Here is an 18,427-nt window from a genome sequence, read left to right as displayed (position 1 = left end):
TGCATAGGTGTGAGTCGTTTGATCTTGGTCGTTGAGTAGTTCGTTTGGAGTAGTTGTCGTTGCTGTTGAGGTCGTTGGTCGTGGTCGTCATCGGTTGCTCTTCTTCTGAGAGTCGGAGGAGCTGGAGTCGGGGTCGTGGAGGTGCTGGTCGGTCGTGGTGCTGATCAGGTGCAGGGCGATCGGCGTGGTTTCCGGGCCGCTGGTGTCGTCGCGCAGCGCCTTGAGCGCTGCAGAGGCGGTGCCGCGCGAGACCCCAGCGGTGTCCTGGAGCTCGGAGACCGTGGGCCACTCCCGATGCGCGGCCCGGTGGGCCAGCGCGACCTCCTGAGCGCGGTCCCGCGCCGGGCTCGGAGCCGTTGCTGCTCGCTCGGCCGAGTCGCGGGCCTCCACGTGTTCACAACCGCCGTTGATCGCAGCGGGAGCCCCTGAACGGTCCGCCTCGCCCACCGGCTCGACGCCGGACCCGGCAGCTTCGTGGAGCCCGCTGTTCAGCCCGGACGGGGCCGCCTGAACACCTGGCGCTGAACGCTGAACGCTCGGCACCGCTGAACGCCCGCCCGCGGTGTCCGGGCGCTGTACGTGTTCAGGGGCGGCGAGCAGGTAGAGCAGGTGCGCGACGACCGCCGCGGCGATTGCGGGCCACGCCCCGATGGCGAACCGCAGCCACGGCGGCGCCGCCAACGCCCCCGCCTCCCCGGCCAGGAACACAGCCTGCGCGAGCCCGGACATCCCCGCGGCGACCACGACGACGGTCCACGCGTACCGCGCCGCAGAACCCTGCAGACGCGCGGTCGCGGTGTAGGCCACGAGCGCGAGCCCGTCGGTGATCAACGGATAGAGCCACGCGATCGGGCCGGGAACCCGCGAGGCCAACGCCACCTCGTAGAGACCGTGCGCGGTCGCGACCGCGGCCCCGACGGCTACGGCGAGGCCGGGCAGCCACACGACCGACCGCTTCCAGCTCATCGCGTACCTCCGCGCAGCGCCGGGCCGATGCGGGACTCCGGGGAAGGCGGCGGCTCGGGAGCGGGTTCCTCGCGGCCCTCGGCCCACCACCGCCCAATCCGGTCCAGGTCGTCCTCGGACGGGACCGTGGGGGCGCGGGTGACCTGGTCGGGCCAGCCGGGGCGGGTCTGGTGGTTCTCCCGCGAGCACACCCCCGCCGTCGCCTTGATCCGCCGCACCACACCGGGGCGCTGGCGGTCGTGCCAGTCCCCCGCCAGCGCCACTGACGCTGCCGGGCCTTGGTAGGCGGCAGCCCAGGCGTGCATCAGCCAGAGCAACTCCTCGACGACATGCGGGTGCCAGCACCAACAGTCCGGGAACGACTCGACCGCATCCGGGTACCGCAGATAGACGGCAGCGAGCCAGCCAGCGAGCTCGTCGAGCAGCCGCCCGGTCACCTCGACGTCGGTCGGGGCCATCAGCCAGGACGGCACCGGGGTCGGCGGCTTCCGCGCGGCCAGCGCCGCGACGGTCTCCCCCAGCTCGGCGACCAGCTGCGAGACCGTGTCCACCCGCGCCGGAAGCGGAGCGACCAGGCGGCGCAGGCCGTCGACCTCGCGCGCCAGCCCCGCAGTTGCGGCGTTGGGGTCAGCGGGGTTGGGCGGGATCATGTCGACCACCCGTCCTCGGCTCGCTCCGCCCACTCCACGGCCTTCCGGTCCGCACGCGAGGCGTAGCCCGGGCTGTGGTCGCGATGGACCTCGGCGGCGACCTGCGCCCATCCGGCGGCGTTCACCGCAGCCCGGGTGCGGGCGTCGGCGGGGGTCTCGCCGGCCTCGTAGTCGATCCACTCGTAGTCACGGCGGATTTCCGCGACATCCGCGGAGTCAAGGCCCCACCGGTGCACCGAGTAGCCCAGGCGGGCGCTGGTCTCGTCGAGGTAGTCCCGCACCATCGTCTCGGCGACCTCGCGGGAACGGCCGGCCTGCTTGGCCAGCAGCTCCACGGCCTCACCGCGGGTCAGCGGCCCCAGGTCCTGGTCGGGCTCGGGCCAGTCATCCATGGCGAAGGCGTTGTCGGACATGGCTACTCCTCCCTCGCGGGGGTCGCGACGATCTCGCCGTCGATCACCAGCACGTCACCCGGCAGCGCGGGCGAGGCGGGTCGGGTGAACTGCGGGCCCGGCCACCCGGGCACCCAGCGCCGCAACACCCAGCAAGCCGCCGGGACCTTGTCGACGCCGCGGACAACCCGACCAGCCAGCCGCGGGCGGCGGCGGGCCAGACGGGTCCAGCGGACGTCGCGGCGCCGCCAGGCCATCTGGGCCCACCCGATGACCGGGGGCATGCCGCGGCGGATCACCAGCACCTTCCCGGCGGGCAGGTTCGCGATCTGCGCCGGGGACAGGACCGAGGTCTTGCGGGTTCCGCGGGCGACGGTGTTGCCGCGCGGGTCGAGGGTGTCGGCGGGCTCGTCCCGCTCCCCGGTGAGGGTGGACCAGAACTGCAGGTCGTCGCGGTCGCGGGTGCCGCCGAACACCATCACCGCGCCCGCGTTGTTCAGGATCGTCGCCGCACCGTGCTCGCCGTAGCGGGCGAGCAGCTGCGCGCGGGACTGGACGACGACGAGGATCGACACCCCGCGCCCGCCCATGTCCGCCGTCCACGACTCAAGCGGGACGGGGCAGATCAGGGCGGCCTCGTCGAGCGCGAGCCGCAACCCCGGGTCCAGACGGCCGCCCGGCTTGGTCGCGGCGATCCGGCGGGCCTCACGGGCGATGAACCCGGTCAACGCGCACACCAGCGGCGCCGTCGGAGACTCCTCCCCACCGAGAAGGAACACCGTCCCCCGCACCGCGAGGAGATCACCGACGTCGAGCGGGCGCGCCCCCTCGGAGCCGAGCCCCGCAGCGGCTCTGGCTGGTACGGAGGTGAGCCAACCGAGCGCGGGCATGATCGTCGAGGTGATCGAGGTCCGGGTGCGGTCGTTGGTGGTCACGAACTGCTCGAACGACACCCCGAACCCCGGCTCCGGCGACCGGCGCAGCAACGCAGTCACCTCCTTGCGCGCGGTCTCGGGGTCGGCGCTCCAGTCCATGACCTCCCGCATCGACCGGTGCCCCAACGCCGCGGCGTGCAGCAGCGCCTCCAGCACCCGACGGCCCTGCAGCTCCCAGTACTCACGGTCCCCACCACCCGACGACGAGACGGCCGAGAGCAGGTCCGCCGCCCGTTCAGCGGCGGAGACGGGGTCCTGGCAGCCGGTCAGCGGGTCGAAGGTGACCGACGAGGCAACCTCGCCCAGCCCGGCCGGGTTGAACACCAGGACCGGCCCCTTGCGCTCGCGATACGGGGTGCACAGTTCGAGAAGGTCCAGGCGGGTGCTGGTGGCCAGGACGGCGCCGGGGGCATCGATGATCTGCCCGGCCAGCCAACCGGACTTCCCCGACCGCGGCCCACCCACCGAGACGACGACGTCCTCGTTGGACGACCACACCCACTGCCCACCCGACCGGCACAACCGCACCGCCACCTCGGGTACCGGCAGGGTCATCCGCTCCCACCGCGACAGCACCTCCAAGGACGGGCGCACCGTGGAGGCGCGGCGCAGCATCGCCGCGGAACCGCCGAAGCGGGCGATGTCCACCGACGAGGCGACTCCGGACTTGCGACGGGACCTGGCGCCCCAGCGGGACACGACCGACGCCGACCGCGTCCACCGGTACCTCAGGAAGACCAGCAGCCCGAGGGCGGGCACGAGCAGCAGCGGCCACGGCAAGGCTCGGACGATCGTGAAAGCGGGCAGCAATGTGAACAGGCCTATCGCGAGGGCGATACCTCGAGCTCGCCGTGCCCAAGCCAGTAGGGCGGCCGCGGCCAAACCAAGCAGCAGCACCGCGGTCGGGCTCCACAACACGTCCATCAGTCAGTCCCATCCTGTGTCTGCGCGCCATCTCGCGAGCGCCGCCCGATGCCGGGTGCAGGTCGCCGCGTGTCCGGATTCCTGGTCATCTGGGTGCGAGCTACCGATTGGCCCGTAGTCGGTCACAAGCTCGCCGCAGGATCTGCATCGCCAGTAGGTCGATGGGGTCCGAGACGAGTGCCAAGTGGGCTCGACTCGCCGACCCTCGACGACTTCGGCGAACGCCGCCTCGGCGCGCGGCTCGTCCGTCGGGCTGCCCGCAAACCCCAGCGCCTCGCCGATCTCCTCCCACGACCGGCCGGCAGCGCGGGCGTCCCGGACCTGCTCGACGAGTAGGCCGCGAGCGGCGCTCACCAACGCGCGCGTAGCACGCACGCCAGGCAGCGGATCCACCAGACGTTGACGGGTCAACATCTGGTAGCCGGGGATCAGCTCGACCACGATCTCGCCATCGAACTCTCTGGCTGCGATCTCGAAAGCAAGAGACATCAGCCGATGGCCAACACCGGTCGGCGCCATCACCGCCCACTCCCCTGGAACCTCGCACGCTCGTGGCTCTCTGTCTCCTGCCGCTGATCAGACCGGGCGCGAACCTGTGCAGCCCATCGGGTCGCAGTCCGCTGGGTGACAGCGAACTGCGCGGCGACCTCCGCGGGACGCGCGCCGCGCTGGATGGCTTGGCGGCCTGCGGCGGCGATCTCACGCCGATCGCCCACGATCGGCGGCCCGAGCCGCCCACTCGGCTTCAGCACCTCCGCCGGAGGCGGCAACTCTCGTCGCTCATCGGCGGTGAGACCGCCAGCGATGCCATATGGGAGCGAGCGGCGCGCCCAAGTCCTGCACTCCGTGATCACGGGGCACCGAGCACAGACCTCCTTGGCCGCAGCGATCTCCGCGACCGCCTGCGCTCCCCGCTCGATCACGGGAAAGAAGAGCTCAGGATCTTCGTCGGCACACACGGCACTGTCGCGCCAGTCGACTGCGCTCACGGCTGCTCACCTCCGGGCTGGTTGAGCACCGGAGTCGAGGCGCCGTCGAGCGTTGAGAAGAACGTGGCCGCGGCGTCGGGAATGCCCTGTCCGAGCGGCGTTGCGACGAGGACGAGGAAGGCGATGAGCGAGAAGGCGATCGCGGCTCCCGCCAGCCTCGCCTTGGCGCACAGGAAGGCTCCGAGGACCGCAAGGAAGATGAGCACCCCGGGGCTAGGCATGACGCTCCTCGCGCATCGCGGTGGCCTCGGCCGCCCACGCGGCGGCGTACTCCTCGACGACAACGGTTCTGCCAGCCAGCGCGTCGGCGATCAGCCGCTCAACGAAGGCCCGCGGCACCAATGCCTTCGAGCCGATCTTCACTGCGGGGAAGGCCCGCGCCTCGACCTTCCTGCGGATCGTCATGTCCGAGCAGCCGAGGGCGAGCGCGGCGGCATGGATCGTCATCAACGGGTGGGCAGTCGGTTCTGTCACGAGGTCGCCTCCTGGGTTCTGGGAGGACCGTCGGGGCGGCGAGAGTCCGGTGCCCGTGAAGTCCTGGGAGTGACATCAGGAAACGACGGAACCTGAGTGCGAAACACCCTGCGCGAGCGCCAGCTTGATCAGCAGAATTTCCCCGCCAGACAGGGAAGGATCGTCTAGACTGGCCTCAAACGCTGAGAGACGGGCGGGCGAGATGGCAGCACGGCCCCGAAGCCAGCGACAGCTTCAGATCCAGCGGTCGCGCGAGATGCGCAACGACGGCCGCACGTGGACCGAGGTTGCCGCTGAGTTCCGCGAGACCTACCGGGTCAACGCGCGCGTGGCGCTGCGCATCGCGCACGGATGGAGCCAAGGGGACGTCGCGGACCGCTGGAACGAGCTGTGGCCGGACGATCCCAAGACCTTCAAGAACATCTCATACTGGGAGCGGTGGCCCGCGGAGTCTGGCTACGAGCCGTCGCTCGAAGTGCTCGCGAGGCTCGCCGAGATCTACGCCTGCCACCTCACCGACCTGCTCGTCGACGCCAGCGACCATCGCGCGGCCGACCCCGTGCAGCGGGCCCGAACCGAGCTGGCACGCTTGCCGTCAGTGGTGACCACAGGTGAGCAGGAGCTATCACAGGACACCAGCGACGACGTTGGTGCGGGCCGCGCTGCGCTCCGCGAACTTGCCGAGCGGCTCGAGCGCACCCCGGCACAGGACGTCGCCGAACAACTCGCGATATGGGTGGGCCAGCTCGATCCAGCCTTCGACCGGCGGTCTCTGCTGGTGAAGCTGGGCTTCGCCTTCACCCTCGCCGCGGCTACGCCCGCTGTCGATGCCCCGCAACCCGCCGCAGCGGCCGTAACCGGAACGCTCGACCTCTCCGGAGTCTGGAAGAGCGAGTACAGCTTCTACAGCGACGGGCGGGGTCAGGAACTCGCGTCGGCTCACTACGTCGTCATCAGGCAACAAGGCAACGCGTTGAGCGTCGAGAGCCTGCCTCACAGCACGGGATCAGAGCTGCGCATGGAGCTCGCCCTCGACGGCATCAGCGCAACCGGCACGTGGCAGGAGAAGACCTCCCCCACGGGCTACTACAGGGGCGCGGTCTACCGCGGGGCAATGCAGCTTCTGGTGGAGTCCGGTGGGCAGATGACCGGCCGCTGGCTCGGCTTCGGCAAGAGGTTCCAGATCAACAACGGCGCCTGGGAGCTCCGCCTCGAGTCCAAGTCTCTCAACTCGGACAGCCTCGCCGAGTTCGCGTTGCGCGCCTGACAAGGGCGACCTCTCCCGCGTCAGGCGTCCGATGGACCAGTGACGACTGCGACGACGACCGATCCAGACGGGAACTGGCGCGTCGAGGCCATGTCGACGATGCCCGCCAACATCTTGGCAACATACGTTAGCTCAAGGCTTACGCCGTGCCTGACCTCAAAGTCCTGTGCGAACTCCCGCAATGCGGCCGGGCGTCGAGCGAAGCCGCCGAAGTGGAAGTCCAGCTGCAGGTCCCAGTTGTCGGTGACTTGCCCAGCGGCGAGCTGGAGGTTCTGCACGTCCTCAGCGAGGAAGGCGCCGCCCTTGAGCGCTGAGAATCCAAGCACCCGCACTCCGCGTGGAACGCCGGTCGCCAAGCCAGCCAACGTCCCTCCTGTGCCAATGGGGGCGCAGAGGACATCGTAGGGAAAATCAATCTCGGCCGGCAGCTCGGCCACGCCACGAACCGCCGCCGCGTTGCTGCCGCCCTCGGGGACGAGGAAGAAGTCCCCGTATCGCTCCCTCAGCGGGCCGAGGACGTCGTTCGACGTCTTCTGTCGGTAGTGCTCCCTGTCGATGTACTCGAGCGTCATCTCACGGGCGGTCGCATACGCGAGCGTCGGGTTAAGGGGTAGGTGCTCCTCGCCACGGATGAGGCCCACGGTCTCGAAGCCGAAGTAGTAGCCTGCGGCCGCGACGGCACGGATGTGGTTGGAATAGGCACCGCCAAAGGTCAGGATCCTGGTGTGTCCGGCCGCCTTGGCCTCTTCGAGGTTGTACTTGAGCTTGCGCCACTTGTTGCCGGGGATCTCGGGGTGGATGAGGTCGTCCCGCTTGAGGATCAGGCGGATGCCGTGGCGTGCGAGGCGCTCGTCGTCGATCTCCTGGACGGGAGAGGGCACGACGAGCTTCAGCTCGTCGAGGTGGCTCTCGACCGTCATGACGCCTCCGGACGTACTCCCTTCGCGACGACCCAGCGGTTGCCGCTGCGTTCGATGATGCCCTTTTGGCCGAGTGAGGTGACGGCGCGCTGGGCTGTGGAGCGGGCGAGGCCGAAGTAGGCGGCGATGTCGGGGACCGTTGGGAGGAGATCGCCCGGCGCGAGCTCGTTGGCGCGAACGGCCATCCGGAAGGCCGAGGCGACCTCCAGATACGTCGTCGCGCCGGGTCGGAGGTAGTCCGCGGGGGGACGGCTTGTACTGGCGAGGCGGCGGCCCGCCCTGAGGCGCGCGACAGGTTCCGCGGCCGCTGCTTTCGCTCGCAGCGTCGTAAGGTCACCCGCCAAGAGCTCCGCGGCCCTCTGGTCGGCGGGCTTGGTCCAGCTCGCATAGACGCGCAGCGTCGTGGCGCCACCGTCGCTGTGGCCGAGCCGGCCCGCGGTGGTCCTCAGGTCCACACCTGCTGCGAGGAGCTGCGTTGCGTTGAAGTGCCGCAGGTTCTTCAGAGGCTCGGTGATGCCGAGTCCGTTCGCGACGTCCCGATAGGCGTGAGTGAAGTGGTCCGGGTGCCACGGGTTGGCACCCGCGGGATCCGGCGAGAACAGGAAGGCGTCCGCGGCGAGTGTCAGCCCGACCGGTGCCAGGCCAGCCTCGCGCGTGACCCTGAACTGGGTCAGCAGCTCGACTGAGACCGAGTCGAGAGACAGCAGCCGCTCCTCGCCGGTCTTGGTGCCCTTGAGCCGGCGCACCCCGGAACGGACGACATAGCTCGAGCCGACACGCAGCAGCCCGCGCTCCAGCTCGAAGTCCGACCAACGCAGCGCAACGAGCTCGCCACGGCGGGCCCCCGTCGTGACTGCGAGCCACAGGAACACTCCGAGCTCCTCGTCAGCAGCACCGGCCGCGTTCAGGAGCTCGGCGACCTGTTCCGGGCGCGGCGGGAGGGCCTGACGACGGGCGAGCTTGGGTGGGTGGGCGTAGTCGGCCGGGTTCCGTTCGATCCATCCCCAGGAGACGCCGTAATTCAGGGACGCGGAGAGGATCGCGTGAACGCGTCGAACCGCTCCCGCGGACATCGGCTTGCACGTGTGGCCGGGCGCCGGGCCTGTACAGAGCTCGTTGCACCTGCGCAGGTGCGCGTAGAGCTTGTCGAGGATGTCCACCCGGTGCTGAAGCTTTCGGATCGGCATGTCGCCGAGCGCGGGCTTGATCGTGCGACGGATGTAGCCAGCCGAGGTCTCTGCAGTGCTCAGCTCGTGCTCGACCGTCTCCATCCAGCGGTCGAGCAGCGTGCCGACAGTCCGCTTTAGCTCGACCTTCTCGCCGGTGTCGGCGAGCGCGAGCAGCCGCTCCTTGTCCGCCTCAGCATCCGCGCGGCTCCGACGGACCTCGCCGCGGAGGTACGTCTGCTTGTGCGTGATGGGGTCCTTGCCCGCGTACACGCGGGCCCGGAATCCCGACCTCAGAGTCTCGATCGAGCCGCTGGCCATGGGCAGAAGCTAGGACGAAATCCCACGGACATGCCAAGACTCATGCCACGAGTCGATCAGGTGTAGATCTTGCTGGAAGCAAAACAGGCCGCTGACCTGCTTCTTCTATGGAGCCGCCTTGGGGAGTCGAACCCCAGACCTACGCATTACGAGTGCGTCGCTCTAACCGACTGAGCTAAGGCGGCGTGGTGCGTAGCAAGTCTAGCTACCGGGGTCCGGGCGGTTGCACGGCCCCCGCCTCGTCACCCGTGTGGGTCGTTCTGGCAGGTCAGGATGCCGACGGGCGGCTGCGCCGCGACGATTGGCGCATGACGGTGGCCACGGACCCGCGGATCGGGGAGCGGCTGGTCGCGGCCGGGCTGATCACGGCGGAGCAGCGGGACTGGGCCGTGGGGGTGGCGGCGCGGAACGGGGCTCGGGTGGGGGCGGTCCTGGTCGCCGCGGGGCTGGTGCGGCGGACCGACCTGTACCGGCTGCTCGCGCGGACGTGGGCGCACCCCTACATCGACCTGGCGGACACCCGGACCGACCGCAGCCTGCTCGACGGGCTCGACCCGCAGACGTTGCGCGCGCAGGGCTGGTTCCCGGTGCGCCGGGAGGGCGGGGGCGTCCTCGTCGCGACGTCGGAGCGGCCGACCGACGAGGTGCGGGGGCGCATCGGGGCCGTGCTGGGCGCGGGGGTCACGCTCGCGGTCACCACCGACTGGGACATCCTGCAGGCCCTGCACGCCGGGTTCCGGGAGACGGTCGTCGAGCAGGCGACGCTCGGACTGTGGTCCCGGGACAAGGCGCAGTCCGCGCGCACCGTACTGTTCCCGGCGCAGCGGATCGTCCTCTGGGCGGGGCTCGCCGCGCTGGTGGCCGGGCTCGTCCTGAGCCCGACGGACACCCTGACCGTGCTGCTCGCGCTGGTCTCGCTCGCCTTCCTCGTGGCCGTGACCTTCAAGTTCGCGGTGTGCATGGTCGGGGTGCGGCAGGAGAACCGGGTCTCGGTCACCGACGACGACGTCCGGGCGATCCGGGACCAGGACCTGCCCGTCTACACCGTCCTCGTCCCGGTGTTCCGCGAGGCCAACATCGTGGCGCAGCTGATCGACAACCTCGGCGGGCTCGACTACCCCGCCGAGAAGCTGGAGATCCTGCTGCTGCTCGAGGAGTCCGACACCGAGACGATCGAGGCGGCGAAGGCGGCGAACCCGCCCCGCAACGTCACGTTCCTGATCATCCCGCCGGGGCACCCGCAGACGAAGCCGAAGGCGTGCAACGTCGGGCTGTTCCTCGCCCGCGGCGACTACCTCGTGATCTACGACGCCGAGGACAAGCCGGACGCCGACCAGCTCAAGAAGGCGGTGGTCGCCTTCGAGCGCGGCGGGGACGACCTGGTGTGCGTGCAGGCCGCGCTGAACTACTGGAACGCCTCGGACAACTGGCTGACCAGGATGTTCACCACCGAGTACTCGTTCTGGTTCGACTACATGCTGCCCGGCCTGGACCGGCTCGGACTGCCGATCCCGCTCGGCGGCACGTCGAACCACTTCCGCACCGCCGCGCTGCGGGCGCTCGGCGGGTGGGACCCGTTCAACGTCACCGAGGACGCCGACCTCGGCATCCGGGCGGCCGCGCTGGGCCACACCGTCGGCGTCATCGACTCGACGACGTTCGAGGAGGCCAACCGCGCCCCCGGCAACTGGGTCCGGCAGCGGTCCCGGTGGATCAAGGGCTACCTGCAGACCCTCCTGGTCCACCTGCGACACCCGGTCCGTCTCGTCCGGACGGCCGGGCTGCGCCAGTCACTGGCGTTCGCGCTGCTGATCGGCGGCACCCCGGTCACGTTCCTGTGCACCCCGCCGCTCTACCTGCTCTTCCTCGCGAGCTGGTTCGTCAGCCTCGACGGCCTGTTCCCCGGCTGGGTGCTCTACGTCAGCCTGTTCAACCTGCTCATCGGCAACGGGATGATGATCTACGTCTCGATGATGGGCGCCTTCAAGCGGCGCCGGTACGGACTCGTCGGGTGGGCCCTGCTGAACCCGCTCTACTGGCTGCTGCACTCGATCGCCTCCTACAAGGCGCTGTGGCAGCTGGTCACCAAGCCGCACTACTGGGAGAAGACGCTCCATGGTCTCAGCCGTCCTTCCTCAGCAGGCCCCCAGCAGGCGGAGGCGGTGGCCGGCTGACCCGCGCGCCCGCTGGGGGCTGCGCTCGGCCCTCGCGGCGCCACTGGTCGCGATGGCGTGGTGGGCGACCGACCGGGGTTTCGTGGCGCCCGGGAACGCCGAGTTCCTGCGCCTCGCCGACCGGGGCGGGCTCGCCTACCCGCCGGTGCCGGTGCTGCTCGCGCACGTCCTGCCCGCGTTCGGGCTCTGCGTGGTGGCGGCGGTGTTCGCCGCGATCACCCTGCACCGGACCGCGGAGCAGGTCGTCCGGCGGGGGTTCGACGGCGTGGTCGTCGCCGGGTTGGTGCTGCCGGTGTTCGCCGTCCCGGCCGTGGCGTACGCGGCGAGCCAGTCCCTGTCCGGCATCGCGTCGCTGACGCTGCTGGCCGTCGCGCTGCAGGGCTTCGTCTGGTTCGTGGTCGACGGCGACACCGACGGCGGCTTCACCTGCGGGCTCGCGCTCGCCGCGGCGTTCTTCTTCGACCCGGTCTCGGTCCTCTACGCACCCGCCCTCGGCCTCGCGACCTGGTTCTTCGCCCCCGATCGCCGGGCGGCCCCGGCGAGTGTGCTGGTCATGGTCTTCCCGACGGCGTTCGCGCTGCTCTCGTGGGTGTTCCTGGAGTGGCGCTTCGGCGAGGTCGTGCTCCCGCAGCTCGGCGGCGATCCGCTCGCCGCGCTCGGGACCGTCGGCATGTCGCTCTGGCACGTGCCGCTGTTCCTCGCCGTCGCCGTGCTCTACGCGGTCCGCTTCCCGGCCGCGCTGGTCGGCTACCTGGTGTCGGTGCTCGCGTCGGTCGTGGCGATCTGGCTCGGGCTGAGGTTCACCCCGGTGTCCGCCTACGTGCTGTTCACGCTGGTCGCGCTGATGTCGATCCCGCGCGACACCGGCCGCCGGACGGCGTGGGCCTTGGCCGGCGTGGGCGCGGTGCAGGTGGTCCTGGCCTGGGTCTGGCCGCCGACCAGCCCGGGGTTCGAGGACTGGCTCGCGGCGCTGACCGGCTGACGCGCGCGGTTACCCCTGCTGGAGCCTGGTCATCATCGCCTCGACCGCGATCCGCGGTTTCACGTTCAGCTCCAGGGCCTCGCGGCAGGCCAGGACCGACTCGAGCCTGCGCAGCGCCGACTCCGGGGTCCAGTCGCGGGCGGCCTGCCGCACGTCCGACTCGCGGTCCGGGTTGGTCAGGGCGACCTCGGAGCCGGCGACGAGGACGTCACGGTAGAAGCTCGCCAGATCGACCAGCGCCCGGTCGAGCGCGTCCCGTTGGGTGCGGGTGTTGCGGGACTTCTGCTTCTTCTCGAGTTCCTTCTCGGCGGCCTTCGCGCTGCGCGCCGCCTGCGCGACGCCCTTGCCGACCCCGCCCGCACCCATCGCGACGGCGAGCTCCTCGCGCTCGGCGGCGTCCCGGGACTCGCTGACGTCCGACGCCTCCGCCTCGGCCTCGCGCACCAGGTTGTCCGCGAAGGCGAACGCGTCTCCCAGGTGCCGCAGCCGCAGCGGGACGCCGAGGACGCGTTCGCGGCGCTGCCGGGCGTGCTCGTCTCGGGCCAGGTGCCGGGCGCGCCCGACGTGCCCGCCGGACACCGACGCGGCCCACCGCGCCATCTCCGGCTCGATCCCGTCCCGCTCGACGAGCACCTCCGCGACGGCCTCGGGGCTGGGCGTGCGCAGGTACACGGTGCGGCAGCGGGAGCGGATGGTGACCGAGACGTCCTCGGGGTGGTCCGACGGCGCGCACAGCAGGAACACGGTCTGGTCCGCGGGCTCCTCCACCGCCTTGAGCAGCGCGTTCGCCGCGCCCTCGGTGAGCCGGTCCGCATCGGTGATCACGACGATCTGCCAGCGGCCCGTGGAGGGGCGCCGGGCGGCGAGCTGCACGAGGTTGCGCATCTCCTTGACCGAGATGGACAGCCCCTCGGGGACGATCTCCCGGACGTCCGCGTGGGTGCCGGCGAGCACCGTGCGGCAGGACTGGCACTCCCCGCAGCCGCCGGTCGGGCACTGCAGGGCGGCCGCGAAGGCGCGGGCGGCGGTGGAGCGCCCGGACCCGGGCGGGCCGGTGAACAGCCACGCGTGCGTCATCGCGGTGGGGTCCGTGGCGGCGGTGCTCAGCTCCTCGACGGCGGCGGGCTGGCCCACCACGTCACGCCAGACACTCATCGGTGGGCTTCGGCGGGTTGTTCGGGGGTGGGCGGCAGGGAGGGTGTGACGCCGGTGAGCACCCGTGCCGCGACGTCCTCCGGGTCACCGTCCGCCGCCACGACGACGTACTGCTGCGGCTCGGCGGCCACCAGCCCCGCCAGCAGCCGCTGGACCCGCCCGTGCTCCTCGCCCGCGAGGCCCCCGGGCGTGCCCTCGGCCTCACGGTCCAGCAGCACGGAGATCTGCGGCCGCAGCCCGCCGGTGGACCAGGCGGCGAGCCGTTCGAGCTCACCGCGCTCCAGCTCGGCGTCCATCCGGTCCACGGCCACGCCGAACTGCGCGATCGGGCTGGCCATGAAGCGGTCGACGACGACCACGGCCCCCTCGTCCAGCGCGGGCCGGATGATCCGCTCCACGATGTCCGCCCGGATGGCCGCCGCGGCGAGCACCTTGGCCCGGGCGCTGGACAGATGGGCCTCGCGGGTGGCCGCGGCCCAGCGGGACGCGTCCCGCTCGCTGTCCTCCGGCTCGACGACGACGTGGCCCCGCTCCCGCAGCGCGGCCGCCAGCCGGGCGGTCTGCTCCGCGGTCTCCGCCGGGGTGGCGCCCTCGACCGCGATCAGCGTGCCCGAGCCCCGCCGCGTCTCCCCCGACCGCAGGGCCGACAGCAGGTCACCGAGCAGCGGCTCGAGCCGGCGCTCGTCCATCTGCCGGTACGCGAAGGTGCCGATCACGGCGGCGAGGATGCCGCCGCCCGCCAGCACGAACCGGGTGCCGTCGACGGTGAAGGTGTGCGCGAACAGGGTGATCGAGCGGGTGCTGACCAGGCCGACGACGACCGGGACCAGCGACATCGAGCCCAGTAGGACCAGGCGGACCAGGGACTGGACGAACGCGACGATGCGGCCGCGGATGTCGTCCGCCACCTGCGACCCGATGATCGTGAGGCCGGTGAGGAACGCGATGCCGGCGAACCCGCCGACGAGCGCCACGGCCAGGATCGCCATGAAGAGGTAGCCGGACACCGCGACGATCACCAGCGCCGCCCCGGCCCCGACGATCGCGGTGCCGAACAGCCGGTTGTGCGGCAGCCGGTGCGCGAGCCGGGGCGCGACGCCCATGCCGCCCGCGAGTCCGACGAACACCGCGGTGAACAGCACGGAGTACGCGGCGTCCCCACCGCCGAGGCTGGCCGCGTAGAGCTTGGCGGACGCGATCACCGCGCCCCCCGCCGCGAAGGCGCCGATGATGCCGAGCACCAGGCCGCGGATCAGCGGGGTGGTGGCGACGAACGTGAAGCCCTCGCGCAGCAGCGTGAGCAGCTTCGGCGGGGCCTCCTTGTCCGGCCCGCCCCCGCGCCCGGAGATCTCCGGGATCCGGAACCAGACGATGATCGCGCAGAGCAGGAACGCACACCCGTCGAGCACCAGGGCGACGTAGACGGTGGTGAGGCTGGACTCCCCGCTCGCGGCCGGGAGCAGGTGCCCGATGCTGGACACGACCGTGAACAGGCCCGACGCGACCAGCACGGACACCCCGTAGGTGACGACCAGGGCGAGCTGGTTCGCCGTCTCCACCTGGTCCTTGCGGCGCAGCAGGTTGGGGACCGACGCGTCCTTCGCCGGGATCCAGAACATCGCGCACATCTCGATCAGGAAGGTGGCGGCGAACAGCCACCACAGCGACCCGACGAGCGGGATCGAGACGAAGAGGCAGAACCGCAGCACGTCGCAGGTCACCATGACCTTGCGCCGGTCGAAGCGGTCCGCCAGGGCGCCCGCGAGCGGGCCGAGCAGCAGCGCGGGCAACAGCTTGGTGGCGACGACGCCGCCGAGTGCGAAGCTCTGCGCGGCGTAGCCGGTGGTCAGCTGGGTGGCCAGCGAGGTGAGCGCGAGCAGGCTCAGCCACTCACCCGTCGCGGTGACCGCGGTGACGGCCCAGAGCCGCCGGAACGCCGGGATGGCGAGGACGCTGCGGACACGGTGGGCGGTGGGCGCGGGACTGCTCGCGCCGCCGGGGATCTCGGCTGCGATCGCGGACACCTCCACTGGTCTGGCGCGGGCCGGAGCTGCGGGGAGTCGTCCACCGACCGTGGAACCAGGGTAGACGGGGGCACCGACGGGTCTCGCCCGGCACCGACGAGGCCCTCTCAGGGGTTCATCAGCGAGTACCCCAGCTGCAGCAGGATCACCAGGTAGACGGCGACGAAGAACAGCGTCATCGTGCGCGAGCCCGCGCGGGCGCGCAGCAACCGGGACAGCCCGAGCTCGGCCTCGGTGTCGATCGGCGGCCGGTGCTCGACGCCGTTGACGATCGCCCCCCGCGGTTCGGGGCGCGACCTGCGGGTGGGGCGGCGCAGCAGCGGTTCCGGGGTGACGCGGGCCAGGTCCGGTGCGCGCGGGGCGGGGACGGGCGGGGCGGGCGTCGGAGGAGGCGTGAGGTCGGCGAGATCAGCGAGGTCGGCGAGGTCGTCGGGGTTCGGGGGTTCGGGCTCGCGGGGTTCGGGCTCGCGGGTCGGGTCGTGGCGGCCGGTGGTCCACGGGGCGGGGCGCGCCGGGCGCCGGGTGAACGGCATCCAGCGCACGAGCACGCCCGCGCGGTCCAGACCCGTCATGACCTCGGATCGTAGGACGGTCGGCGCCGGAGCACAGGTCATGCGCCCGGCGCGTCCGCACTCGGATCCCCGCCCGCGGGGCGGGGATCAGCCCTCGTCCCCGCCCTCACCCGGCGGCGGGGCGCCCTCGCCGCCCTCCGGCGGGGCGCCTTCACCGGGTGGCGCGGGCGCGGGCGGGACGGTGCCGCTGCTGACCTGCAGCACGATCTGCTCACCGGGCAGGGCGGTGCCGCGCGGGCTCTGCCCCACGACCGTGCCCGCGGGGGCGTTGTTGTCCACGGTGCGGCTGCCCACCTGCCAGCCGGCCCGCTGCAGGACGGCGCGGGCGTCGTTCTCGCCGCGGCCCACGACGTCCGGCACCCGGGTCTCGGCGCCGCCGGTCAGGTACCGGTCCTCGGCGGGCGGCAGCGGCAGCACAGGCGTGCCCTCGACCATCGGGGTGACGGCGCCGTACCAGGTCTCGGCGGGGGTCTTGCCGCCGAAGATGTTGCCGCTGCGGCAGGCGAAGGGGGCGCCCGCGCCGTCGCACAGCTCGCGCGGCGAGTTCGAGTTGTCGAAGGTGATCACGGCGCCGGACAGGTTCGGCAGGAACCCGACGAAGGCCGCCGACTTGTGCTGCTGGGTCGTCCCCGTCTTGCCGCCCATCGGCCGGTTCCACCCGACCTGGCGGGCCGCGCTCGCCGAGGTTCCCGAGATGTCGTCCTTGGACAGCCCGTGGAACAGGGTGTTCGCCAGGCCCGGCTCCACGACCTGCTCGCAGGGGGCGTCGGTGATCGCGACCGGCTGCCCGGCGGCGTCGGTGATCGACTCGATGGGGCTCGGCGGGCACCACACGCCGGAGCTGGCGATGGTCGCCCCGACGTTCGCCAGCTCGAGCACGGACGTCGGCGAGACGCCCAGGGTGAACGACGCCTGCCGCTGCTCCTTGGTGACCTGCGCGATCGACTTGTCCGTGCGCCGCCCGGTGCCCGGGTCGACGAACGGGGTCGTGGCCAGGGACTTCATCCCGAGGCGGACGGCCATGTCCACGACGTCCGGCACGCCGGTGAACTCCTCGAGCTTGATGAAGGCGGTGTTCGGGGAGGTGGCGAGCGCGTCCTGCAGGCTCATCCGCTCCGCGTAGGTGCCCGCGTTCTGGACGGGGATCGGGCGGCCGCCGCCGTCGAGGTAGATCGGCGACGCGTAGCCCGACGGCGGCACGGACATCTGGTAGTTGATGCCCAGCCCCTTCTCCATGGCCGTCGCCGCCGTGAAGATCTTGTACGTGGAGCCGGCGCCGAGGTTGACCGGCTCGTAGGGCAGTCCGTAGCTCGTCTCGAGGGCCTCCGCGTTCAGCCCGTAGGTGCGGCTCGACGCCATGGCGAGCACGCGGTGCTTCTCCCGACCGGGCTCGACCAGCGACATCACGTTGGCGACGTTCGGCTGGGTCGGGGGGACCTCGCCGTCGAGCGAGGCCTTCATCAACGTCAGCTTCTGGCGGTCCAGGGTCGTCTTGATGGTGTAGCCGCCGCGCGCCACCTGCTCCTGGCTGAAGCCGTGCTCGGCCAGGTAGGTGGACACGTACTTGCAGAAGAACCCGGCGTCCCCCGCCCCGATGCAGCCGTTCGGCCGGGTGTTGAGCGGCGACGCGACGCCCAGCGGCTCCGCGATCGCGGCCCGGGCCTGCTGCTCGTTGATCATGCGCTGCTCGAACATCTGGCTGATGACGAGGTTGCGCCGGTCGAGCGCGGCCTGCGGGTTGGTGACCGGGTCGGTCGCGGAGATGTTCCGGACCATGCCCGCGAGCAGCGCGGACTGCGCGACGGTGAGGTCCTTGGCCTGCACCCCGAAGTAGGTGCGGGCCGCGCTCTCGATGCCGTACGCGCCGTTGCCCCAGAAGACGATGTTGAGGTAGCGCGCGAGGATCTCGTCCTTCGGCAGCTGACGCTCGAGCTGCAGCGCGACGCGGGCCTCGCGCAGCTTGCGGGCCGGGGTCTGCTCGGTGGCCTTGAGCCGCTCCGCGTCGGTCTTGGCCTCGACGTAGAGGGTGTAGTTCTTGACGTACTGCTGGGTCAGCGTCGACGCGCCCTGCACGACGTCACCGGACGCCGAGTTCGCGATGACCGCACGGATCGTGCCCTGCCAGTCCACGCCCTGGTGCTCGTAGAAGCGACGGTCCTCGATGGCGACCATCGCGCCCTTCATCGCCTCCGAGATCTGCCCGGCGCCCACCTGCTGCCGGTTCTGGTCGAAGATCCAGGCGATCGGCAGGCCCTGGTTGTCGGTGAGCGTGGTGGTCAGCGGCAGGCCGCCCTCGACGAGGCTGCTCGACGTGGAGTTCACGCTGTCGCCCGCGTCGTTGCTGATCAGCCCGACCCCGGCCGCGAAGGGGAACGCCATTCCCGCCGTGACCACTCCGGCGAGCACGCACAGGCCGAGGAGTAGGGCGATCGGCCGAGCGAGACGACGCGGAGGAGCCACAGAGGGGAGGGTACCGACCCGAACGTGAAGCTCGGGTGGTTCGTCGGCGGTGTCGC

General features: G+C 71.4%; 16 protein-coding genes, 1 tRNA gene and 1 pseudogene. 3 read left to right on the top strand and 15 right to left on the bottom strand.

Annotated elements, in window-relative coordinates:
* Positions 1–87 precede the first annotated feature (87 nt).
* From L3X23_RS25795 to L3X23_RS25760, 8 genes and pseudogenes are all read right to left on the bottom strand, one after another.
* Positions 88–966, bottom strand: a complete 879-nt coding sequence (locus tag L3X23_RS25795) for a hypothetical protein (RefSeq protein ID WP_237195260.1) — start codon at positions 964–966, stop codon at positions 88–90.
* The gene (locus tag L3X23_RS25790) at positions 963–1,616 is read right to left on the bottom strand and encodes a hypothetical protein (RefSeq protein ID WP_237195259.1); all 654 of its coding nucleotides are present in this window, start codon (positions 1,614–1,616) and stop codon (positions 963–965) included. Before L3X23_RS25790 ends, L3X23_RS25795 begins: the two co-directional genes overlap by 4 nt.
* The gene (locus L3X23_RS25785) at positions 1,613–2,029 is read right to left on the bottom strand and encodes a hypothetical protein (protein ID WP_237195257.1); all 417 of its coding nucleotides are present in this window, start codon (positions 2,027–2,029) and stop codon (positions 1,613–1,615) included. The genes L3X23_RS25790 and L3X23_RS25785 overlap by 4 nt, the downstream gene beginning before the upstream one ends.
* Positions 2,030–2,031: 2 nt before the next feature.
* On the bottom strand, positions 2,032–3,723 hold the full coding sequence (locus L3X23_RS25780; protein ID WP_237195256.1) for a type IV secretory system conjugative DNA transfer family protein: 1,692 nt from the start codon (positions 3,721–3,723) through the stop codon (positions 2,032–2,034).
* A gap of 147 nt (positions 3,724–3,870) precedes the next feature.
* On the bottom strand, positions 3,871–4,389 hold the full coding sequence (locus L3X23_RS25775; RefSeq protein ID WP_237195253.1) for a hypothetical protein: 519 nt from the start codon (positions 4,387–4,389) through the stop codon (positions 3,871–3,873).
* A gap of 245 nt (positions 4,390–4,634) precedes the next feature.
* Positions 4,635–4,856: pseudogene (locus L3X23_RS25770) on the bottom strand (WhiB family transcriptional regulator); the annotation flags it as partial.
* The gene (locus L3X23_RS25765) at positions 4,853–5,077 is read right to left on the bottom strand and encodes a hypothetical protein (protein WP_176921368.1); all 225 of its coding nucleotides are present in this window, start codon (positions 5,075–5,077) and stop codon (positions 4,853–4,855) included. The gene L3X23_RS25765 and the pseudogene L3X23_RS25770, both read right to left, overlap by 4 nt.
* Positions 5,070–5,330 (bottom strand): excisionase family DNA-binding protein, encoded by a 261-nt coding sequence (locus L3X23_RS25760; RefSeq protein WP_237195252.1) that lies wholly within the window; start codon positions 5,328–5,330, stop codon positions 5,070–5,072. The genes L3X23_RS25765 and L3X23_RS25760 overlap by 8 nt, the downstream gene beginning before the upstream one ends.
* A 256-nt stretch (positions 5,331–5,586) precedes the next feature.
* Here L3X23_RS25760 and L3X23_RS25755 point away from each other — a divergent pair, with 256 nt between their 5' ends.
* Entirely contained in the window at positions 5,587–6,597 is a 1,011-nt protein-coding gene (locus L3X23_RS25755) for a helix-turn-helix domain-containing protein (RefSeq protein ID WP_237195251.1), read from the top strand.
* A 20-nt stretch (positions 6,598–6,617) separates the two neighbouring features.
* On the opposite strand, the gene L3X23_RS25750 is transcribed toward L3X23_RS25755, so the two are convergent.
* From L3X23_RS25750 to L3X23_RS25740, 3 genes are all read right to left on the bottom strand, one after another.
* Positions 6,618–7,517, bottom strand: a complete 900-nt coding sequence (locus L3X23_RS25750) for a 1-aminocyclopropane-1-carboxylate deaminase/D-cysteine desulfhydrase (RefSeq protein ID WP_237195250.1) — start codon at positions 7,515–7,517, stop codon at positions 6,618–6,620.
* Positions 7,514–9,004 (bottom strand): tyrosine-type recombinase/integrase, encoded by a 1,491-nt coding sequence (locus tag L3X23_RS25745; protein WP_237195249.1) that lies wholly within the window; start codon positions 9,002–9,004, stop codon positions 7,514–7,516. Before L3X23_RS25745 ends, L3X23_RS25750 begins: the two co-directional genes overlap by 4 nt.
* A gap of 108 nt (positions 9,005–9,112) precedes the next feature.
* A tRNA-Thr gene (locus L3X23_RS25740) sits at positions 9,113–9,189 on the bottom strand.
* A 123-nt stretch (positions 9,190–9,312) separates the two neighbouring features.
* On the opposite strand from L3X23_RS25740, the gene L3X23_RS25735 reads away from it, so the two are divergent.
* Together L3X23_RS25735 and L3X23_RS25730 are read left to right on the top strand one after the other, a co-directional pair.
* The gene (locus L3X23_RS25735; protein WP_237195247.1) at positions 9,313–11,178 is read left to right on the top strand and encodes a glycosyltransferase family 2 protein; all 1,866 of its coding nucleotides are present in this window, start codon (positions 9,313–9,315) and stop codon (positions 11,176–11,178) included.
* Between the two features lie 52 nt (positions 11,179–11,230).
* Positions 11,231–12,160, top strand: a complete 930-nt coding sequence (locus L3X23_RS25730) for a hypothetical protein (protein WP_237195244.1) — start codon at positions 11,231–11,233, stop codon at positions 12,158–12,160.
* Between the two features lie 9 nt (positions 12,161–12,169).
* On the opposite strand, the gene L3X23_RS25725 is transcribed toward L3X23_RS25730, so the two are convergent.
* From L3X23_RS25725 to L3X23_RS25710, 4 genes are all read right to left on the bottom strand, one after another.
* On the bottom strand, positions 12,170–13,315 hold the full coding sequence (locus L3X23_RS25725) for a DNA polymerase III subunit delta' (RefSeq protein WP_237195242.1): 1,146 nt from the start codon (positions 13,313–13,315) through the stop codon (positions 12,170–12,172).
* Positions 13,312–15,339: an MFS transporter gene (locus L3X23_RS25720; protein WP_237195240.1), complete on the bottom strand. Its 2,028-nt coding sequence runs from the start codon at positions 15,337–15,339 to the stop codon at positions 13,312–13,314. The genes L3X23_RS25725 and L3X23_RS25720 overlap by 4 nt, the downstream gene beginning before the upstream one ends.
* 107 nt (positions 15,340–15,446) lie before the next feature.
* Positions 15,447–15,911: a hypothetical protein gene (locus L3X23_RS25715; protein WP_237195238.1), complete on the bottom strand. Its 465-nt coding sequence runs from the start codon at positions 15,909–15,911 to the stop codon at positions 15,447–15,449.
* An 87-nt stretch (positions 15,912–15,998) separates the two neighbouring features.
* Complete coding sequence (locus L3X23_RS25710) at positions 15,999–18,371, bottom strand: transglycosylase domain-containing protein (RefSeq protein WP_237195235.1); 2,373 nt, start codon at positions 18,369–18,371, stop codon at positions 15,999–16,001.
* Positions 18,372–18,427: the final 56 nt, after the last annotated feature.

It is taken from the genome of Pseudonocardia sp. WMMC193, from assembly GCF_021728735.1.
Lineage (GTDB): Bacteria > Actinomycetota > Actinomycetes > Mycobacteriales > Pseudonocardiaceae > Pseudonocardia > Pseudonocardia oroxyli.
The sequence above is the reverse complement of the archived record's forward strand: the minus strand, read 5'-3'. Positions and strand labels throughout refer to the sequence as shown.

Coding starts and splice junctions, on each gene's coding strand:
- L3X23_RS25750 (WP_237195250.1), bottom strand. CDS start 7,517: ATGACGGTCGAGAGCCACCTCGACGAGCTGAAGCTCGTCGTGCCCTCT.
- L3X23_RS25730 (WP_237195244.1), top strand. CDS start 11,231: ATGGCGTGGTGGGCGACCGACCGGGGTTTCGTGGCGCCCGGGAACGCC.
- L3X23_RS25725 (WP_237195242.1), bottom strand. CDS start 13,315: ATGAGTGTCTGGCGTGACGTGGTGGGCCAGCCCGCCGCCGTCGAGGAG.
- L3X23_RS25765 (WP_176921368.1), bottom strand. CDS start 5,077: ATGCCTAGCCCCGGGGTGCTCATCTTCCTTGCGGTCCTCGGAGCCTTC.
- L3X23_RS25785 (WP_237195257.1), bottom strand. CDS start 2,029: ATGTCCGACAACGCCTTCGCCATGGATGACTGGCCCGAGCCCGACCAG.
- L3X23_RS25715 (WP_237195238.1), bottom strand. CDS start 15,911: ATGACGGGTCTGGACCGCGCGGGCGTGCTCGTGCGCTGGATGCCGTTC.
- L3X23_RS25735 (WP_237195247.1), top strand. CDS start 9,313: ATGACGGTGGCCACGGACCCGCGGATCGGGGAGCGGCTGGTCGCGGCC.
- L3X23_RS25795 (WP_237195260.1), bottom strand. CDS start 966: ATGAGCTGGAAGCGGTCGGTCGTGTGGCTGCCCGGCCTCGCCGTAGCC.
- L3X23_RS25755 (WP_237195251.1), top strand. CDS start 5,587: ATGCGCAACGACGGCCGCACGTGGACCGAGGTTGCCGCTGAGTTCCGC.
- L3X23_RS25790 (WP_237195259.1), bottom strand. CDS start 1,616: ATGATCCCGCCCAACCCCGCTGACCCCAACGCCGCAACTGCGGGGCTG.
- L3X23_RS25745 (WP_237195249.1), bottom strand. CDS start 9,004: ATGGCCAGCGGCTCGATCGAGACTCTGAGGTCGGGATTCCGGGCCCGC.